At 61.2% G+C, this 18,799-nt stretch carries 14 protein-coding genes; 9 read left to right on the top strand and 5 right to left on the bottom strand.

Features of this window, described 5'->3' with window-relative positions; all coding sequences use genetic code 11:
• The first annotated feature begins 123 nt into the window (after nt 1–123).
• The 6 genes from M2366_RS01120 (at nt 124) to dedD (ending at nt 7,394) form a co-directional block, all read left to right on the top strand.
• Nucleotides 124–1,140 carry an aspartate-semialdehyde dehydrogenase gene (locus M2366_RS01120; RefSeq protein ID WP_042043781.1) on the top strand — a complete coding sequence of 339 codons (1,017 nt, stop codon included), beginning with the start codon at nt 124–126 and terminating at the stop codon, nt 1,138–1,140.
• Nucleotides 1,141–1,385: 245 nt separating this feature from the next.
• Complete coding sequence (locus tag M2366_RS01115; RefSeq protein WP_259268734.1) at nt 1,386–3,443, top strand: FimV/HubP family polar landmark protein; 2,058 nt, start codon at nt 1,386–1,388, stop codon at nt 3,441–3,443.
• 109 nt (nt 3,444–3,552) lie between these two features.
• Nucleotides 3,553–4,362 (top strand): tRNA pseudouridine(38-40) synthase TruA, encoded by an 810-nt coding sequence (gene truA, locus M2366_RS01110; protein ID WP_259268733.1) that lies wholly within the window; start codon nt 3,553–3,555, stop codon nt 4,360–4,362.
• 118 nt (nt 4,363–4,480) lie between these two features.
• Nucleotides 4,481–5,344: an acetyl-CoA carboxylase, carboxyltransferase subunit beta gene (gene accD, locus M2366_RS01105; protein ID WP_042043785.1), complete on the top strand. Its 864-nt coding sequence runs from the start codon at nt 4,481–4,483 to the stop codon at nt 5,342–5,344.
• Nucleotides 5,345–5,346: 2 nt separating this feature from the next.
• Nucleotides 5,347–6,615 carry a bifunctional tetrahydrofolate synthase/dihydrofolate synthase gene (gene folC, locus M2366_RS01100; protein WP_224432707.1) on the top strand — a complete coding sequence of 423 codons (1,269 nt, stop codon included), beginning with the start codon at nt 5,347–5,349 and terminating at the stop codon, nt 6,613–6,615.
• A gap of 50 nt (nt 6,616–6,665) precedes the next feature.
• Complete coding sequence (gene dedD / locus M2366_RS01095; protein WP_259268732.1) at nt 6,666–7,394, top strand: cell division protein DedD; 729 nt, start codon at nt 6,666–6,668, stop codon at nt 7,392–7,394.
• 82 nt (nt 7,395–7,476) lie between these two features.
• Here dedD and M2366_RS01090 read toward each other — a convergent pair whose 3' ends face one another.
• The 4 genes from M2366_RS01090 to M2366_RS01075 all read right to left on the bottom strand — a co-directional run bounded on the left by M2366_RS01090 (nt 7,477) and on the right by M2366_RS01075 (nt 12,197).
• The gene (locus tag M2366_RS01090; RefSeq protein ID WP_042043788.1) at nt 7,477–7,821 is read right to left on the bottom strand and encodes a TusE/DsrC/DsvC family sulfur relay protein; all 345 of its coding nucleotides are present in this window, start codon (nt 7,819–7,821) and stop codon (nt 7,477–7,479) included.
• 20 nt (nt 7,822–7,841) lie between these two features.
• Nucleotides 7,842–9,998, bottom strand: coding sequence for a YccS family putative transporter (gene yccS / locus M2366_RS01085; RefSeq protein WP_042043789.1), 2,157 nt, complete (start codon nt 9,996–9,998; stop codon nt 7,842–7,844).
• A 129-nt stretch (nt 9,999–10,127) separates the two neighbouring features.
• Complete coding sequence (locus M2366_RS01080; RefSeq protein ID WP_005904184.1) at nt 10,128–10,784, bottom strand: Bax inhibitor-1/YccA family protein; 657 nt, start codon at nt 10,782–10,784, stop codon at nt 10,128–10,130.
• Nucleotides 10,785–11,285: 501 nt separating this feature from the next.
• Nucleotides 11,286–12,197, bottom strand: coding sequence for a LysR family transcriptional regulator (locus M2366_RS01075; RefSeq protein WP_259268731.1), 912 nt, complete (start codon nt 12,195–12,197; stop codon nt 11,286–11,288).
• Between the two features lie 172 nt (nt 12,198–12,369).
• Between M2366_RS01075 and M2366_RS01070 the strand changes: the two genes are divergently transcribed.
• Genes M2366_RS01070 through M2366_RS01060 form a run of 3 tightly spaced genes read left to right on the top strand, consistent with a single transcriptional unit; the run spans nt 12,370 to nt 17,032 of the window.
• Nucleotides 12,370–14,154 carry a DUF1302 domain-containing protein gene (locus M2366_RS01070; protein ID WP_259268730.1) on the top strand — a complete coding sequence of 595 codons (1,785 nt, stop codon included), beginning with the start codon at nt 12,370–12,372 and terminating at the stop codon, nt 14,152–14,154.
• A 45-nt stretch (nt 14,155–14,199) separates the two neighbouring features.
• Nucleotides 14,200–15,609: a hypothetical protein gene (locus M2366_RS01065; RefSeq protein ID WP_042043793.1), complete on the top strand. Its 1,410-nt coding sequence runs from the start codon at nt 14,200–14,202 to the stop codon at nt 15,607–15,609.
• A gap of 19 nt (nt 15,610–15,628) precedes the next feature.
• Nucleotides 15,629–17,032 carry a coniferyl aldehyde dehydrogenase gene (locus M2366_RS01060; RefSeq protein WP_259268729.1) on the top strand — a complete coding sequence of 468 codons (1,404 nt, stop codon included), beginning with the start codon at nt 15,629–15,631 and terminating at the stop codon, nt 17,030–17,032.
• Between the two features lie 114 nt (nt 17,033–17,146).
• Here M2366_RS01060 and M2366_RS01055 read toward each other — a convergent pair whose 3' ends face one another.
• A complete protein-coding gene (locus M2366_RS01055) occupies nt 17,147–18,739 on the bottom strand; it encodes a GGDEF domain-containing protein (RefSeq protein WP_259268728.1) in 1,593 nt (530 codons plus the stop codon).
• Nucleotides 18,740–18,799: the final 60 nt, after the last annotated feature.

The following is an 18,799-nucleotide window of genomic DNA, read 5'->3' as shown; positions in this document are numbered from 1 at the left end:
CCGGGCGTTTGGCTTTTGCCAGCGCGAATGACAAGTACCACCGATTTACAGTCATAGATAAGCAGGACTCGTCCTGCCGCAGGAGGGCTCAGAGCCCTCCTGATCATTTGAGAGGAGAGAATGATGAGCCAGCAGTTTAACGTAGCGGTATTGGGCGCAAGTGGCGCCGTGGGTCAAGCCATGATCGAGATCCTGGCAGAGCGAAACTTCCCGGTCGCCACCCTCTATCCCCTGGCCTCCAGCCGCAGCGCCGGTGACACAGTGCGTTTTGGTGGCAAGCACCTCGATATTCTGGATGTGGAAGAGTTTGACTGGAGCAAGGTCGAGCTAGCCCTCTTCTCCGCAGGATCCGAGGTGTCCGCCAAGTGGGCGCCTATCGCCGCCGAACAGGGGTGTATCGTCATCGATAACACCTCCTGTTTCCGTTATGAAGACGATGTGCCTCTGGTTATTCCGGAAGTGAACCCGGATGCCCTGGCCGATTTTCGCAATCGCAACATCATCGCCAACCCGAACTGCTCCACCATACAGATGCTGATGGCGCTCAAGCCCCTGCATGACGAGGTGGGCATTGCCCGCATCAATGTGGCGACCTATCAGTCGGTCTCGGGTTCGGGCAAGGAGGGGGTGAGCGAACTGGCTGGCCAGACCGCCAAGTTGCTCAACGGCCTGCCGGTAGAGCCCAGCCTCTACCCTCAGCAGATCGCCTTCAACCTGATCCCGCAGATCGATGAGTTCACCGACAACGGCTACACCCGTGAAGAGATGAAGATGGTGTGGGAGACCCAGAAGATCCTGGGGGATGCCAGTATCGCCGTGAACCCCACCTGTGTGCGGGTGCCCGTGTTCTACTGCCACGCCGAGGTGCTGCACGTCGAGCTGCATCAGCCCCTGGATGCCGAGCAGGTTAAAGCGCTGCTGCGCGAGGCCCCCGGTATCAGCCTGTTTGACGAGGATGCCAGCTATCCGACCCCGGTTGGCGACGCCACCGGTCAGGATGACGTCATGGTTGGTCGCATCCGTCAGGATATTTCTCACCCTTGCGGTATTAATATGTGGATCGTGGCCGATAACGTTCGTAAGGGCGCGGCAACCAACAGTGTGCAAATTGCCGAATTGCTGATCCGCGACTACCTGTAAGTTCCTGTCGACACTCGGCCTCTCGTCCAAGGGGGGCCGAGTGTGATCGAAGTTGCAGGAAGCGGCCTCGACATTCCCCCTTAATATCAATTAATTAACTTTGCCCCTACACTCGGGCACGAATTGGGTGCTATTTGCGTCGGATGACTGGCTTGAGACTCGAGCCTGATTTATATTGAACCGACTGTTTTGGGGCAACTATCCAGATTTTTCAATGTGATAGGCCGTCATACGAAGGAACGAACATGGGACAATCCCGCATAACACTGGCGACGCTTCTCGCGTTAAGTCTGCTCAATACCACTTCTGCTTCTGCCGAAGAGGCCAGCCGGGATCCCTTCTTCGTGGAGTTGAAGGGACCGGATGAACCTGCCAGTCAGGTGATCCAGCCGACTCAGCCCGCGACGCCGGTGCAGCGTCAGGCCCAGCCTGTGCGCCAGCCACAAGCAGCCCCTCAGAGCGGCCGCCGCTATGGCCCGGTTCGTCCCACCGATACGCTCTGGAGTCTCGCGAGCAAGCATCGCCCCTCCAATCGGGTGAGCGTCTATCAGACCATGGTTGCCATCTATGACAAGAACCCCGGCAGCTTCGCCGATGGCAACATCAATCATATTTTGGTGGGGTCCAGCATCACCCTGCCAAGCGAAGCCGAAGCGCGCCGCCATACGGACGCCCAGGCTCGCCAACGTTTCAACAGCGATAACGCCAGCTGGAAAGGCTTGAGTCCCAAGTATCTCGCCAGCAAGCAGAGTGCCCAGCCCCAGGCCAGGCAGCCTGTCAAGCCAGCCCCCAAGCAGACCACCAAGCCCGCCGCCCCATCGGCTGCCCCCATTCCTGCCCCGGTTGTGGCCCCGGTGTTGGCGGTGACCGCCGCCAAGGCCGCCGGTGAGGTCAACACCCTCACCAGCGGCGCACAGGCAACGGTACCGGTATTGGCCAATGCCGCCAGCGGTGCCCCTGCGCCCTTGCCGGTCGCCACTGAAACCGTTCAGGCCAAGCCGGGTACCGAGATGGCCCTGGCGCTGGAAGATGCCAATGCCCAGCTAGGTCAAGTGACCGAGATGAACCACAGGCTCAAGCTGCGGTTGCAGTCCCTGACCGAAGAGGTCGAGACCCTCAAGGCGCAGCTGCAAGATCAGCTTGTCTTGCAAAAAGAGGTGGCCGAGCTCAGGGCCAATCCCGTGCCACCTGTGGCCGTTGCCCCCCCGCCCCAGAATTGGCTGACGGACTTGCTCGCATCCCCTCTGAACCTGGCCATGGTCATCCTGTTGCCCGTGCTGCTGGTATTGGCGCTGGTGACCCTCTGGCTGCGGGCCCGTGCTCGCCGCGAGCTGGAAGAGCAGGAGAAGAACCTCTCCGAGACCACCTCCGTGGTGATGGGGCAGGAGATGAGCGAGTTCGATCAGCTCATCGGCGCCGACATTGATGAAGAGCCTGTCGCCCGTGCCGCGCCCTACCTCAATGAAGCCGCAGCTCATGAGCCTGAGGATCTGGATCTGGTCTTTAGCGACGAAGGGGAGCAGGTGCGGGAGTCCGAGATGCGGGATCCTGAGCTGGTGCCCGAGCTTGATCTCGCCGCCGACGAGCAGTTTGAGCGACCCGAGCGGCCCGAGATGGATCTCGCCAGCGAGTTCAACCCGGCTGCCGATGAGGCGCTGATGAGCGAGGAGGAGCTGCAGGCCGCCCTGTTTGCGGATCTCAATGCCGAGCTTGATGCCGAAGAGGATCGCTTCGCCGCCCAATCCCCCGCTGGCCGTGGGGCCCGTGACGAGGATGATCTGCCGGAGCTGGACTTCAGCGACCTCGACACCAGCCTGGACGACGAGCCGGCGCCCAGTGTCCATCAAGCATCCCAGACCGCCGACGAATTGCTGGCTGAGTGGGGCATGAGCCCTGAGCCTGTCAAGGATCCCAATGAGCTGGCCCTTGCCGATTTCGAGGATGCCTTCGCACAAGTCGAGCCTAGCGAGGAGCTCAAACCCAGGGCCCAGGCCGCGGCCGATGATTTTGTCGAGATAGACAGCCTGCTGGCCGATGCCAATGCCAACCAGAGCGAGCAGGAGCCGTACCAGGGCTTCTCCCTGAATGTGGGGCTGGATGGCTTCCCCGAGGTATTGCCAGAGTCTGCCGGCTTCGACGTGGATGCCGATGATGGCGGCGTGGGTGCCAAGCTGGATCTGGCCCGGGCTTACCTCGAGATAGATGACAAGGAGAGCGCCCGCGAGCTGCTGGTCGAGGCGTCCGAGCAGGGCAACGACAAGCAACGCAGCGAGGCCGAGAAGCTGCTCAAGCGGTTGGCCTGATAGCCGGATGCAAGCAGGGCGACCCCAGGGTCGCCCTTCTTTTTGGGATATTGGCGGCGGTGTGGGTATAATTCGCCGCGTTTTCTCTCACAGAGCGATAATCAGACTCATGCGAATTGCCTTAGGTATTGAATATGACGGCAGCCGGTATTTTGGCTGGCAGCGTCAACGGGAAGTGATCAGCGTCCAGCAGGAGCTGGAGAAGGCCCTTAGCCGCATTGCCAACCACGAGGTGAGCGTACAGTGCGCCGGGCGCACCGACGCCGGGGTGCATGCCACCGGTCAGGTGATCCACTTCGATACCCAGGCCATCCGCAGCGAGAGCGCCTGGACGCTCGGGGTGAACTCCAACCTGCCCCCCGACATCGGGGTGCGCTGGGTGAAGGAGGTGGATGAGGGCTTCCATGCCCGCTTCAGCGCCACCGCCCGTCGCTACCGCTATGTCATCTATAACCACAACTTCCGCCCCGCCATCCTCGGCAGCGGCGTCAGCCACTACCACGAGACTCTGGACGCGGCCCTGATGCATCAGGCGGGCCAGAGCCTGCTCGGCGAGCGGGATTTCACCTCGTTTCGCGCCGCGGGTTGCCAATCCAAGAGCCCCTGGCGCAATGTGACCCATCTGTGCGTCAGTCGCAGCGGCCCCTACATAGTGCTGGATATCCGTGCCAATGCCTTCTTGCACCACATGGTACGCAACGTCACCGGCTCCTTGCTGCTGGTGGGGCAGGGGCTCAAACCCGTGGAGTGGATAGCCGAGGTGCTGGCCGCCAAGGATCGCGACATGGCAGGCCCCACCGCCAAAGCCGGTGGTCTCTATCTGGTCGACGTCGATTATCCCGCCGAACAGGGGCTGCCCAGGCTGCCGCTCGGCCCGCTCTGGCTGCCGGACTCGGCACCGGGTACGACCAGTTTTTAGTAACTGCGCCCGAAAAATTGTGGTTTAATGATCCGTCGTTTATTGCCATCGAGCCGTAAGTCATTGAACTATCAAGGCTCGATGCGTATTGTCAGGCACAAAAGCATTAAGGAATTCCATGAGCTGGCTTGAGAAGATCCTTCCCAAGAGCAAGATCACTACCCCCCGTCGTCATAACATCCCGGAAGGGGTGTGGACCAAGTGCGGATCTTGTGAACAGGTGCTCTACCGGGCAGAGCTGGAGCGCAACCTCGAGGTTTGCCCCAAATGTAACCATCACATGCGCATTACCGCCCGTGCCCGCCTCGAGTGTTTCCTCGACGCTGATGGTCGCAGTGAAATCGGCGCCGAGTTGGAGCCGCAGGATATTTTGAAATTCAAGGATTCCAAGCGCTACAAGGATCGTTTGTCCACCGCCCAGAAAGAGACGGGGGAAAAAGATGCGCTGGTGGTGATGAAAGGAACCCTCAAAGGGGTACCCGTCGTCGCCTGTTCGTTCGAGTTCTCCTTCATCGGGGGGTCCATGTCCTCCGTGGTCGGTGCCCGCTTCGTGCGTGCCGTCGAGGAGAGCATCAAGGAGGGCCGCGGCCTGGTCTGCTTCTCCACCTCCGGTGGGGCGCGGATGCAGGAAGCCCTGTTCTCCCTGATGCAGATGGCCAAGACCAGTGCGGCGCTGGACAGGCTCACCAAGGCGGGTCTGCCCTATATCTCGGTGCTGACCGATCCGACCATGGGTGGCGTCTCTGCCAGTCTGGCGATGCTGGGTGACATCAACGTGGGTGAGCCCAAGGCGCTGATCGGCTTTGCCGGCCCCCGTGTCATCGAGCAGACGGTGCGCGAGAAGCTGCCAGAAGGCTTCCAGCGCTCCGAGTTCCTGCTGGAGAAGGGTGCCATCGACATGATCATCGACCGCCGCGAGATGCGCGATCGTCTGGCCAGCTTGCTCGCCAAGCTGATGAATACCCAGGTCGTCGAAGACTGAACATGAGTTCAAACATGCAACAATCTCAAAGCCGGTCGCTGGTCGACTGGCTTTCTTATTTGGAGCAGATCCATCCGGTCAACATCGACATGGGTCTGACACGGGTCGGCATCGTTGCACGGCGCATGGGGCTGACCACCTTGCCCGGCAAGGTGCTCACCGTCGCCGGTACCAATGGCAAGGGCTCTTCTTGTGCCATGGCGGCCAGTATCCTGATGGCCGCCGGTTACCGGGTCGGGGTCTACTCATCCCCCCATCTGCTGCGTTTTACCGAGCGAGTGCGCCTCGATGGCCAGGAGCTGGGCGAGCAGGAGCACTGCGCCGCCTTCACCGAGGTGGAAGCGGCTCGCGCCGAGATAGCGCTCACCTTCTTCGAGTTTGCCACCCTGGCCGCGCTCTGGCTGTTTCGCCGCCATGCCCCGGATGTGGTATTGCTGGAGGTAGGCTTGGGGGGCCGGCTCGATGCCACCAATGTAGTGGAGTCCGATGTGGCCATGATCACCAGCATCGCCCTGGATCATTGCGACTGGCTCGGCGATACCCGCGAGGCAGTGGCGGTGGAGAAGGCGGGGGTCTACCGCAAGGGGCGAGCCGCCATTAGCGGTGAGCCCAATCCCCCCGCCACCATTGCCAGCGAAGCGGCGCGCCTGGGCGCTCATCTCTATCAGGTAGGCCGTGATTTCAGCGGTCAAGCCCATGACGATGCCGCGGCTGGCTGGGATTATCGAGGGCTGCAATGCTACCAAGGCCTGCCAATTCCCGCCTTGCCGCTGATGAATGCGGTGACAGTGCTGGCCGCCCTGGAGCGGCTCGGACTGACGTTGCCCGAGTCGGCCATTCGCCAGGGCTTGAGTGAGGCGCGTCTTGCGGGCCGGATGCAGCGCTTGCAGACGGATCCGCTGGTCATCGTCGATGTGGCCCACAATCCCCACTCTGCGGCCTATCTGGCCAGTCAGTTGAGCGCCATCCCGTGCCGCGGGGTACGCCGCGCCGTGGTCGGCATGCTCAAGGACAAAGACATGGCGGGGTCCCTTGCCGAGCTCGATGGCCTGGTTGATTGCTGGTATCTGGCGAGCCTCACCGGGCCGCGCGCCGCGACCGCAGGCCAGCTGGCGGATGCCCTGGGGCAGGGGAAGGGGAGCGCGACCCAATATGATGCCGTGTCCGAGGCCTATCAGCAGGCACTGGCTGACTCGAGTCCCGCTGATGTGGTCATTGTCTTTGGATCGTTTTACACTGTCGCCGATATTCTGGCGACACAACCGGCCTGAATGCGCCACGGGCGCCGGGCTGGATAGCAACACAAGGGTAGGAGTAAGGTTTGGCTTCTAAGTTCCAAAACAGATTGGTGGGCACGGTTATCCTGGTGGCTCTGGTGGTCATCTTCTTGCCGGATATGCTCGATGGCCAGAAAATTGCGCAAAAGGATGAGGCGTTCGCGACTATCCCGCTGCGCCCCGAGCTCGAGCCCGCCAAGCCCGCGCTTCAGGTCTCCGCCGCCAGTACCCTGCCCAGCGACCATGAGGCGAGCAAGCAGCAGGCCAGGGCCGCTGAACAGTGGCAGGTCGAGGAGGTCTCGTCCCCTGTGACCTTGGGCCAGCAAGGTGGCGCGCCGCACGTGGTCAGCCCGCCGGTTGTCAAGCCGGAGCCCGTGGTGGCCAAGCAGCCAGAGCCGGTCAAGGTGCAACCCAAGCCCGTACCAAAGCCCAAGCCTCAGGTCAAGCCGGAGCCCGTCAAGCCACAGATCAAGAGCATGGACGACCTGCTGCAGAGCAAGCAGCTGGTGGCTCAGGCCGCGCCGGCACCGGCTCAGGGCAGCTGGATCCTCCAGCTTGGCGCCTTCCGCAACAAGGACAGCGTCAATGCGCTGGTGAGCAAGTTGCGAGCCTCGGGTTACTCGGCCCATACGGTGCCCCGTACTCCGGTACAGGGTCAGATCAACCGGGTCTTCATCGGCCCGGATGTCTCCAAGGCCAAGCTGCAGAGCATCCAGGCCAAGGTGAGCCAGCAGACCGGCCTGAGCGGCTCAGTGGTGGCGTATAACCCCTGATGAGAGGGGATAGCCACCGACATCTGTGCACAGAGCTCAAATAAAAAGACCGCGCCTTGGCGCGGTCTTTTTATTGGCTGTCTTAGATGCATTTCACCGGCTTGGGCAGACCCGCTATCTTGGTCGCCTGCTTGGCGGGTCCCAGGGGGAACAGCTTGTAGAGATAGCGGCTGTTGCCCTTCTGGGGGCCGAACTGCTTCTCCATCGCCTTGACCAGGGCGCGAATGGCGGGGGAGGTATTGAACTCCAGATAGAAGGCCCGCACGAAGCGCACCACTTCCCAATGGGATTCGCCCAGCTCGATACTCTCCTGGGCGGCCAGCACCACGGCCAGCTCCTCACTCCAGTCATTCACATTGAGCAGATAGCCCTTGGTATCGGTCTCGATAGTGCGCCCGTTGAATGTCAGCACCGGATTATCAGACATGCGTGCCTCCTTGGGGCAAGTCAGGATGGGGTCGGCATGGTAGCGTCTTGGGACGCCGCGAGCAACCGGCTCTGGTTGGCCAGCGCCAGCAGCTCATCGGCCAGCTGGCTGATGAGATTCAACTGCTGGCTCAGCATCAGTTGCTCCTCCGTGCTCTCCTGGGTGGGCAGGGGACAGCTGGCTTGCTCCGCCAGGGGGTCATCACCGGCCAGCTGGCCCGCGGCCAGGGCCAGGGTATGACTCAGGTGGCGGCTGATCTGGCTGAGCCCTGGGATGGGTTCGAGTTGATCCCGGTGGGCACCCAGCGCCGAGATGTAGGAGAGCAGGGCATGGTTGCGCCAGGTCAGGGTGAAACAGAGATCCAGGAAGCGGCGCCGGCGCTGGGGTTCGACCAGCATGCTCTGCCAGGCCATGGCCAGTTCGCTGTCGGCCAGGTGGGCATTCTTGCGGGCGATGCGGTAGTCGAGGGATTCGTCGCGGCGCAGGTGCAAGCTGGCGAGCACGGCTTCCAGATAGCGGGCATTGGCCGACAGCGAGTTGGCGATGAGCTGCGGCAGGCGCTTGTACTGCCAGTCAGGCCAGAGCCAGGCGACCAGGGCATAGGAGAGCAGGCAGCCGAGCAGGGTGTCGAGCAGGCGGGGCCCCAGGATGGCAAAACCGATGCCATCGAGCAGGTTGAAGGCCATCAACACATAGAGGGTGATGAAGCAGACGGCGGCGCTGTAGTTGCTGCGCACCTGGGTGAAGAACAAGAAGGCGGCCAGCCCCATCACCACCAGCTGACCATGGAGAGTTGGCAGCAGCCAGAGAATGGGCACGCCGACCAGCAGGCCTGCGAAGGTGCCGAGCATGCGCTGCATCAGGCGGCGACGGGTCGCGCTGTAGCTGGGTTGGCAGACAAAGAGCACTGTCAGCAAGATCCAGTAACCCTTGTCCAGGTGGAAGGCCTGCAAGATGCCATAACCCACCACCAGTCCGAGCGACAGCCGCAAGGCATGGCGAAATACCATGGAGTCGAGGCTCAGGTGCTGGCGCAACTGGGTCAGCAGGGGGATGTGCGGCGGCCTGGCCAGGGGGGGCAGGCTTCCTTGCGTCGCCGACGGGTTCTGCAGCTCCTCGGCGCTGGTCAGCAGCTGATTGATGCTGGCCAGATTGCGGCGCAGGAACTTCATAGGTGTCAGCAGGCTCTTGGGATAGTGCTGCTTGAGATGGGTGAACTCGAGCTGATCACCAAGGGCCTCCAAAGCCCAGCGAATGCGTTTGGGATGGCGGTAGGGGCTGTGCACCAGGATGGCGTAGCCGAGCTGCTGGCAGGCTTCGGCCAGTTGCAGCAGCACCTCCTGGAAGCCATCGATGACCAGCCCCTGCTTCAGCTCGGCCTCGAGCTGACTGTAGGGGTAGTGGCTCGAGGTGGCACGCTCGTGCATCTCAAGGGCCAGCAGATAGAGGCGCAACAGTCCCGCGAGCTCGGGGGCGGGTTGGCGGCGCTGGCTGTGCAGCCTGGCATTGAGGGCCGTCTTGGTGAGATTGAGGGAGCCGACCAGCTGAATATTGAGCTGGGCCAGGTTGTGGCGAATGGCCTGGGCGCCATGTTCATCGGCGGGGAAGAAGCGGGATTTCTCCCGCAGGTAGCGGGAGAGGGCAAAGTAACTCTGGGCAAGCTGTTCGTGCAGTGTCTTGTAGGGCAAGAGCCAGAGCCAGATGAGCGACACCACCCCGTACCAGAGGGCGCCAGCAGTCAGCACCAGCGGTTGGTAGAAGAGATCCGGCGCCTTGGCGGCCCCCAGCATGGTGTAGATGGCGATCAAGAGCGAGCCGAAGCTGATGGTGGCGTAACGTTGCCCCAGGGCGCCGACCATGACGAACAGGAAGGTGGAGCCCGCCAGCCCGAGGGCAAACAGCCAGGGTGTCGGAAACAGATACTGGACGCAGAGGGAGGCGAATAAGAAGCAAGCCAGCGTCATGGTCAGGTTCTTGACCCGTCCCCAGAGGCTGTCATCGGTTTCGGCGATGGCCCCGGCGACCACCCCGAGGGAGAGCAGCACGGTGAGTTGGATGTCGCCCACGACGAGGGCGATGGCGAGCAGACCCAGTATGGCGATGAGTACCTTGAGGGCAAAGTAGACATGGCTGTCGGTGAGCAGGCGGCGCAGCAGGCCGGAGTATTCAACAGGCATGGGGGCAGAGAGTCTCTTGCGATACGAGGTCAGCAGTGTAACGCGAACGCCATCAAATGACCCTGATTTGGATCAGGCTGGCCGGGGAGCATGCAATAAAAAACCCCGCCGAAGCGGGGTTGGTGGTCATCAGTTGCGGTTGCCGCCGAGCAGGCTGAGCAAACTCAGGAAGATGTTGTAGATGGACACATAGAGCGTCACGGTCGCAGAGATGTAGTTGGTCTCGCCGCCGCGCACTATCTGCTGGGTGGTCAGCAGGATGGCACCGGATGAGAACAGCATGAACATGGCGGACAGGGCCAGGCTCAGGGCGCTCATCTGCAGGAAGATGTTGGCGACCATGGCCACCAGCAGCACCCAGAAACCGACGAACAGCATGCCGCCGATGAAGGAGAGATCCCGCTTGGTGGTCAGGGCATAGGCAGACAGACCGAAGAAGGTCAGCGCCGTGCCGCCCAGCGCCGTCATCACTATCTCGCCGCCGCCATTGTTCATGTACATGTTGATGATGGGGCCAAGGCTGTAACCGAGCAGGCCGGTCAGGGCGAAGGTGAATACCAGGCCCATGCCATTGTCGCGGTTCTTTTCGGTCAGGAACATCAGACCATAGACGCCAACCAGGAAGATGGCCCAGTGCAGGGGCGGCATGTTCATCACAGTGGCTACCCCGGCGACGATGGCAGAGAAGCCCAGGGTCAGGGAGAGCAGCATGTAGGTATTGCGCAGCACCTTGTTGGTATCACGCACGGCACCCTGGGTGCCGGTATAGACAGAACGGGTATCCATCTTGTTTTCCTCGTTGGTACTGGGGAGGACGAAACCAGTCGTCCCTTCAACCTATTGTATGGAGAACAAATGGGGATGACGAGAAGCAATTTCAAGTCGACCCCCAGATGCCTGGCAACACTATTCCAGAGCCATTATGTATTGTATCTGAACAAGGGCTGGTTGACTCCCCGACCAACCCGCGTCGGTTTCACTCTCTGGCGAAGGTCGGCCTCTCACTCATACCGACCAACCCGCGTCGGTTTCACTCTCTGGCGAAGGTCGGCCTCTCACTCATACCGACCTGCCTGTGTCGGTTTCACTCTCTGGCGAAGGTCGGCCACTCCCTCATACCGACCAACCCGCGTCGGTTTCACTCTCTGGCGAAGGTCGACCTCTCACTCATACCGACCTGCCTGTGTCGGTTTCACCTCTGGCGAAGGTCGGCCTCTCCCTCATACCGACCAGCCTGCGGGTGCCAGCTACCGGGATCCTCGCATCCTTCGACCACACACCAGGGCATCACTGCTCGGGAGGCAGCGACCATTCGCCACTCATGAGCAGCGCCATCGCCCGCTCGGCCAGAGATGAGACATAGGCATCCTGGCGCTGCACCAGGCCTATGGTCTGCTGGCGGGTCAGCTCGGGGATATCGATGCGCTGCAATCGGCCTGCCCACTGTTGCTCAAAGTCGTGATACCAGGGCGCCAGGGTGAACAGATCCGTGCTTGAGACCGTCTCGAGTATGGTCTCCCAGGAGTTGGATTCGAGCATGACGTGGTGCAGGTCCGAGCCATGGCTCGCCAGGATCTGTTCGGCCACTCGGCGGGCATGTACATCCTGGCGCGGTGCGGCGCTCCGGTAGGGGAGCAAGTCGCTGATACCGGGCGCCGCTATCTTGGTGAGCGGGTGGCCGCTGCGCACGACGACGCACATCTCTATCTGCGTCAGAGGGCGGGCCAGCAGATTGGCGGGCAGGACATCCGGCAGACCGGTCACGGCAAAATCGAGCGCGCCGGCCTCGACCAGCTCGAACAATTCGGCGCTAAAGGCCACCTGGATCTGGATCCGGGCGCCGGGTCTGTCATGGATCAATCGCGACAGCAGGCGCTGGCTGATATGGCGGGCGAGGGTCTGACCGACCCCTATCCGGATCCGGCCCCGCAAGCCTGCGGTCATCTGGGTAATTTCGTGCTCGGCATCTTGCATGGCTACCCGGGCATGCTCGCTGTGTTTGCGCAATACCTCACCGACAGGGGTCGGCTCGACACCCCGGGAGGTGCGCACGAAGAGGGTGGTGCCAAGCTGTGACTCGAGCCGCTGAATGGCCCGGGTCAGTGCCGACTGGCTCATGCCCAGCTCGTCTGCGGCTTTGGCGATGTTGCGGTAATCGCATACCAGCAAGAAGTAGTCAATTTCGCGGGATAACATCATCGATATGCATACCGTGCATGGTTATGGGCGTATTGATCATTGAAACACAGAGTGCAGGTTGTTCACAATGATTTAACAATTTCGTCGACCTAGGCACTAGGGCGCGATTGTAGGCAGACCAGCCGGGCAAACCGGGTCCGGTCAGACACAAATGGATTTGTGGAGCAACAAGATGCGTAACACCATGCTATGTGTGATCCCGCTACTGAACGTGGCGAGTTTCCTCGCCCTGCCGGGCACGGCTCAGGGGGTTGAGTTTGAGGGGGCTGGCGGCAACGTTGTGATTAACGGTGCCATGACCATGGGGACCTCCATTCGTACCGACAATCGCGATCCCTCTCTGGTATACGGTGCCAATGCCACGGCAGTGGGGATCCATGACGGGGCGAGCAGTGGTCGCAATCAGGATGATGGTGACCTTAACTACGACCGTGGTGATTCCGTCTATAAGGTGGCCAAGGGCTGGCTCCATCTTACCTATACCAGGGATAATTATGGCGTCGAACTCAGTGGCAAGGCCTGGTATGACGTAGGCCTGGAGAAGGGTCCCGTGGCCTGGGGCAACTCTCCTGGTGGTTATCAGGGGGGGGAGCCGCTCTCGGACGAGGGCGCCGCCACCCGATCCAAATTTGCTGGGGCTGTGTTCAACGATGCCAACGTCTTCGGTCGCAATCTGATAGCCGAGATCCCGGTGAGCTGGAAGCTTGGCTGGCAGCGCATCGACTGGGGCAATCAGTATTATGCCTTCGGTGGCCTGCGGGATCTGATGCCGGTGGACTTCCCGGCTGAGCTGCGCCCGGGCGTCAAGCGGGACGAAGAGACACGGATCCCCATTCCGGCGATCTTTATCCGCGCCGAGCTGACGCCGAGCACGGCCCTGGAGGCATTCTGGCAGTTCGCATTCACGCCGAACTCCCCCAATCAGTGCGGTACCTTCTATTCCCAGGTTGACTTCGTGGCGCAGGGCTGTGATGTCATCACCATAGGCAACGCCTCGGATCCGCAGGCCATCAACAATGGCGTCGTGGTCAACCGGGCCGATACGCAGGACCCCTCCAACAGTGGCCAGTTCGGCGTTGCCCTCAAGCACAGGGTCGATGCACTCAATACCGAGTTTGGTCTCTATGCGGCCCAGTTTCACTCCCGCTCCAGCTACTACAGTGCGGTCAAGTCAGAGCGCCCCGCGGGTCCGCCGCTGCTCCAGGGGGATCCCGGCGGCAAGAACCCCCAGTACTTCACCGAGTATCCGGAAGATATCCGCATGTATGCCCTCTCATTTGACAGCAAGTTGGAAGATACCAGCCTGTTTGGCGAGCTGGCTTACCGACCCAATCAGCCATTTCAGTACAACGCGGTCGATATCCTGAGCGGTTTTACCAGCAAGGGAGGGGCGACGCCGCTGCGCCCTCAGATCGACAGTCTGGCTCCGGGCGAGAGCTTCCATGGCTACGAGCGCCACAAGTCGATGCAGCTGCAACTAGGCAGCAGCATGCCATTCAACGCAGTGCTTGGCGCGGCAAAGGGTCAGTTCGGGATCCAGGGGATCTACCGGCTGGTGCCCGATCTGCCCGATGTGGATAGCGTGCGTTTTCGTCGTTCCGATGTGTTCGGGCAAGGGCCGGTCAACGGCGACTGCACCGGTTCAAGCGTGCAGTGCTCGAGTGATGGCTATGTCTCGAAGCAAGCCTATGGCTACAGGGTGCAGGCCAATCTCGTCTATCAGAATGTGGTCAGCGGCGTGAATCTTATTCCCTCTCTGTTCTTCGGCCACGATCTCTCTGGCTGGAGTGAAGACGGCACCATACTCGAGGATCGCAAGTTCGCCATCCTCTCCCTCAAGGCCGTGTTGAACAGGGCCTATACCGCCGAGATAGCCTGGCTACCCATCTGGGGTGGCGACTACAACAACTTGCGCGACCGCAGTGTCGCCCAGGCCACCCTTGGCATGCAGTTCTGATCTGTCAAAAGAAGCCGCATTTTAATTTAATCGACGAGGTAAACGATGAATCTCACTCCTACTCTCCGCCATCTGACCGCGCTGGCTTTGCTGGCTGGTCTGTGCAACAACGCCTTCGCCTGGGATCAGGCCAAGGCCGTCGAGGAGGGCATCAAGGCCATCTCGGCCGGTAAAGATCCTATCCCGGGACCGCGTAGCTGTTTCTGGGCCCGGGGCCCGGCCAGCGCCGATCCCTACATCAACATCGCCTACCCGGATGCGGCTACCTTCTACTGGGCCGCGGTGTTTACCATCCCCGAAGGGGCCAAGCTCTCTCTCGAAGGGCAGTACCCCCACTCACGCTATATGTCGTTGATCAGCTATGACGAAGCAGGGCGTCCCCTAGAATCGGTGGCCGACTACCTGATCAAACCGAAAGAGGGGGCGATCAACCCCTTCCTGACCGGGGCCGATCGTACTGGCAGTGCCCGTTCTTATAGCCTGAACGTCATCGATGCCAAGCCGGATCCCAAGCAGAAGACGGGCATGAACCTGGTGGGTGAAAGTCGTGACAGCCTGCACGCCCCCAAGTACGGCAAAGGCCCGGGTCAGCAAACTGTCCTGTATCGCATCTATGCCGCCGATCGGGGGCAGGATGAGACGGGAGGCGTGGGCCTGCCGACCCCCGTACTGACCCTGGCCGATGGCAAGGTGCTCAAGGGGGCCGAAGCCTGCCCGGCACTGCGAACCCGCCAGCCGCTGCAGCTGGACCCTGCCGCCATGGCGGTGCCGATGGAGAAGTATCAGGCGCTGCTCAACGCCGCCGCCAAGCGTGGCCCCGCAGCCCCGGCGACCAACCCGCCGACCTGGTACCAGCAACTGGATCGGGAGGCGCTCTACGCCATCTATACCGGTGAACCGCTCAAGGCGGATGCCAGGCGCAGCGAGGGTGGCTTCTACCCCAACCTCGATAACCAGTACATCCGCACCATTCTTAATCGCAAGTTGGGCAAGGTGTTCGTGGTGCGCGGCAAGGCGCCGACTACGCCGAAAACCCTGGCCGGTGAGAGCAAGATGGGGGAGGGGGATCTGCGCTACTGGTCCTTCTGCTCGAATCAAGGCTTTGCCAATACTCGCGTCAACGACTGCGTTCAGGATGAGAATATTCCAGTGGGGCCGGACGGTTATTACACCATAGTGGTCAGCCGTGCCGAAGACAGGCCGCGCAATGCCACTCCCCAGTGCGGTGTCGCCTGGCTGCCGATGGCCGATGATGGTGATGGTGCCGGTGATGCCGATGTGACTGTGTTGCAGTTGCGTCATATGCTCGGCACCGGCCAGTTCCAGCATGCGGTGCAGAATGTCGGCAAGCCCGGGGATGAAGCCAAGGACATGGGTGAGTACTACCCCCGTGGCCGTTATCTGTCGACTTCGGCCTTCGAGACGGCGCTGCCTTGCCTGATCGAGCAACGCTAGCGATGGCTGAGGAGCAAATATGATGACAACACAGTTGGCATCGGCATTGGCAATGCAGCGCGCCGCCCGTCAAGGGCGGCCTGGGCCAGATTATGCACAGCGCCGCGCCGATCTGCTCAGCCTGCAGCGCTTCGTGCGTGACCATAAGGAGGCGATTGCCGAGGCCATCAGTGCCGACTATGGCCATCGCTCCTATCACGAGACGATGTTGCTGGAGGTCTTTCCGGTCATCGATGGCATCAGCCACGCCTTGAAACATCTGCGCCGCTGGATGCGTCCCCAGCGGCGCGGCATCGATCGCCTGGTGTTTCTCGGTGCGCGCAACCGGGTGATCCCGCAGCCCCTTGGGGTGGTTGGGGTGATAGTGCCGTGGAACTTCCCACTCAATCTCAGTCTGTTGCCGTTGACCTATATATTCGCCGCCGGTAACAGCGCCATGGTGAAGATGAGCGAGCACTCCCGCCATCTCGCCCAGTTGCTGATCGCGCGGATGCCGGATTACTTCCCGCCCCAGAAGCTGCAATTTTTCGAAGAGAGCGGCGAGGTGGGCATCGCCTTCTCCCAGCTCCCGTTTGATCATCTGCTGTTTACCGGATCTGGCCAGACGGGGCGCGCGGTGATGGCCGCCGCGGCCCAGAACCTGTGCCCTGTCACTCTGGAGTTGGGGGGCAAGGCGCCGGCCATTGTCTGTGATGATTTTCCCCTGCACACCGCCGCCGAGCGCATCTTGTATGCCAAGTTTGTCAATGCAGGTCAGGTATGTACCACGGTCGATCATGCTTATCTGCCGCAGGATAGTATCGATGAGTTCGTGTCATTGGCGCGGCGCATCGTGGCGGCTCGCTACCCGCGCCTCGATGCGCCGGACTACACCAGCATCATCGACCAAGGCGCCTTCGAGCGGCTGTTGCACGCATTGGATGAGGCACGGGCTCGAGGGGCCATCCTCATCCCTCTGTTGGAGGGGCCCTGGTTTGATCCCATCAGCCGCAAACTGGCTCCCCATCTGGTGCTCAATGCACCGGATGATTGCCTGTTGATGCAAAGGGAGATCTTCGGCCCCATCTTGCCGCTCATCGGCTATCGGCAACTCGACGAGGTGATCGAGCGGGTTAACGCCGGGTCTCGCCCCTTGGCGGTTTACCCATTCAGCTATCAGGCCCCTCGGATTGAACGGGTACTTGAGCGGATAATGTCCGGGGGCGTCTCGGTCAATGATGCCCTGTTTCATGTCGGTCAGCATGATCTGCCCTTCGGGGGCGTCGGTGAGTCCGGCATGGGCCATTACCATGGCAAGGAGGGGTTCGAGACTTTCTCCAAACTGCGCCCGGTGTTCTACCAGGCCCGCTTTTCGGGATTGAGGCTGCTGGCTCCCCCGTATGGCAAGCTCATCGATCGCGTGCTCGCGTTTTTGCTGCGCTGAGAGGGCAAAAGAGAGGCGCGATCTCGCATTGATCGGCCAGCACCTCTGCATCTTGAAAACAGCAGGCCCACAGTGATGCGGGCCTGCTGTGTTGTTCTGGCTGGGAGTCGGGGCTCAGCCTGACTGTTCTGCCAGGGTGGTGAGGGCCACGCCTTTGTCGCAGTACATGGCCCTGTCTGCCTGGATCAACCACTGCTCCGCACTCCAGCCACTCTGATAGTGACTGACGCCTATGCTGATCCCCACCTGCATGGCTTGGCCGTCTATCTCGAAGGGGGCGGCCATGGCGAGGCGGATCACCTCGGCGACATCGTGAGCCTGCTTGAGGCTGTAACCGGGCAGCAGCAGGATAAACTCGTCCCCCGCCAACCGGGCAAAGAAGCAGTGATTGCCGATGGCGCGGGTAATTCTATGGGCGAGTTGACAGAGGATGGCATCCCCCTGACTGTGGCCGAAGTTGTCATTGATGCGCTTGAAATCATCGAGATCGCAAAACAGCAGGCAGCCTGGAGTGGGTTGGGCTATCTGTTGGTGCAGCCGGTTCATCAGGCTGAGGCGATTGGGCAGGCCGGTGAGGGGATCGCGCTGGGCGAGCTGCATGATCTCCGCTTCACGCCGCTTGCGCAGGGCGACCTCCTTGCTCAATCGATCGTTGCATAGCCACAGATAGAGGGCCAGCCCCAGGATCAAGGCAGTGGCGGCCAGACTCAGCATGAACCAGGGGCGCCAGAAGACCCATTGGGCTGAGGGGGCATGGTAGAGAAAGTCGGTCAGGGGCACCTTGTGTTTGAGGAGGCCTATCTCCACCAGCTGGTCGAGAATATGTTCGAAACGGGCGGGGTTCATGTAGCCCATTTCCACATAGAGCGGCTGGATCATCTCCTTGCTGACCTGCAGCTCGTACTCCATGTGTGCCTGGGAGCGAGCCACCCCATATTGATCACGCAGCAGTGCGATGGCTTCCTGAGGGTGGGCCAGGGCGTACTGCCAACCGCGCAGGCTGGCAGCGCGAAAACGCTCGACCCTCTCGGGGTGCTCTGCCTGGTTCGCCTGGGTGGTAAAGAGGATGTCGCTATAAAAATCCACGCCGTAGTTGCGTGGACTGATGACGGAGACAGGGATGCCTCGCTCCTCCAGATAGAAGGGCTCGTTGCTCAGATAGGCATTGAAGATGTCGACTCGCCGCTCCACCAGATCATCGATGTTGACCGAGGTCTGCAACGGGATCAGCTCATCTTCGCGGATCCCCTGATAGAAGAGGGTGGCCAGCAACTCGGCGTCCTGATGCTCGGGGAACATCATGATGCGTTTGCCACGCATGTCGGCAAGGGTGAGAATATTGCTGTCGCGCCGGGCGAGGAAAATGGACGGAGAGTGCTGGAAGATGGCCGCCAGTGCCAGAAGGGACTCCCCTTCGGCGTACTGGGTCAACACCTCGGTATTGCCGACACCAAAGTCGGCCCGCCCGCTCAACACCTCTGCCACCGGGCTCAGCCCCTTGCCCCCCTGGCGGATCTCGACGTCCAGGCCCAGTTCTGCGTAGAAGCCCTTGGCCTTGGCCATGTGATAGCCAACGAATTGGGGTTGATGTAGCCAGCGCAGTTGCAAGACAACGCTGTCTGCCCCGGGCGCAGTATCTTCGCTGGCCTGAGCCGAGGGAATGGTCTCAAGGCAGAGCAAGATCAAGTAAAATAGGCATCTCATCATCCGTGCGAGTCTTCAATTTGTGAGCCAGTGTGGGGTGTTATTATCGGGCACGTTTGAGTG

Origin of the sequence: Aeromonas sp. BIGb0405, assembly GCF_024807335.1 — a bacterium.
GTDB lineage: Bacteria > Pseudomonadota > Gammaproteobacteria > Enterobacterales > Aeromonadaceae > Aeromonas > Aeromonas rivuli.
The sequence above is the reverse complement of the archived record's forward strand: the minus strand, read 5'-3'. Positions and strand labels throughout refer to the sequence as shown.

What these genes read in the sequence shown, in the direction of transcription:
- M2366_RS01065 (WP_042043793.1), top strand. Translation starts at nt 14,200, where the DNA reads ATGAATCTCACTCCTACTCTCCGCCATCTGACCGCGCTGGCTTTGCTG.
- truA (WP_259268733.1), top strand. Translation starts at nt 3,553, where the DNA reads ATGCGAATTGCCTTAGGTATTGAATATGACGGCAGCCGGTATTTTGGC.
- M2366_RS01070 (WP_259268730.1), top strand. Translation starts at nt 12,370, where the DNA reads ATGCGTAACACCATGCTATGTGTGATCCCGCTACTGAACGTGGCGAGT.
- folC (WP_224432707.1), top strand. Translation starts at nt 5,347, where the DNA reads ATGAGTTCAAACATGCAACAATCTCAAAGCCGGTCGCTGGTCGACTGG.
- M2366_RS01055 (WP_259268728.1), bottom strand. Translation starts at nt 18,739, where the DNA reads ATGATGAGATGCCTATTTTACTTGATCTTGCTCTGCCTTGAGACCATT.
- M2366_RS01060 (WP_259268729.1), top strand. Translation starts at nt 15,629, where the DNA reads ATGATGACAACACAGTTGGCATCGGCATTGGCAATGCAGCGCGCCGCC.
- M2366_RS01090 (WP_042043788.1), bottom strand. Translation starts at nt 7,821, where the DNA reads ATGTCTGATAATCCGGTGCTGACATTCAACGGGCGCACTATCGAGACC.
- M2366_RS01075 (WP_259268731.1), bottom strand. Translation starts at nt 12,197, where the DNA reads ATGATGTTATCCCGCGAAATTGACTACTTCTTGCTGGTATGCGATTAC.
- yccS (WP_042043789.1), bottom strand. Translation starts at nt 9,998, where the DNA reads ATGCCTGTTGAATACTCCGGCCTGCTGCGCCGCCTGCTCACCGACAGC.
- accD (WP_042043785.1), top strand. Translation starts at nt 4,481, where the DNA reads ATGAGCTGGCTTGAGAAGATCCTTCCCAAGAGCAAGATCACTACCCCC.
- M2366_RS01120 (WP_042043781.1), top strand. Translation starts at nt 124, where the DNA reads ATGAGCCAGCAGTTTAACGTAGCGGTATTGGGCGCAAGTGGCGCCGTG.
- M2366_RS01115 (WP_259268734.1), top strand. Translation starts at nt 1,386, where the DNA reads ATGGGACAATCCCGCATAACACTGGCGACGCTTCTCGCGTTAAGTCTG.
- M2366_RS01080 (WP_005904184.1), bottom strand. Translation starts at nt 10,784, where the DNA reads ATGGATACCCGTTCTGTCTATACCGGCACCCAGGGTGCCGTGCGTGAT.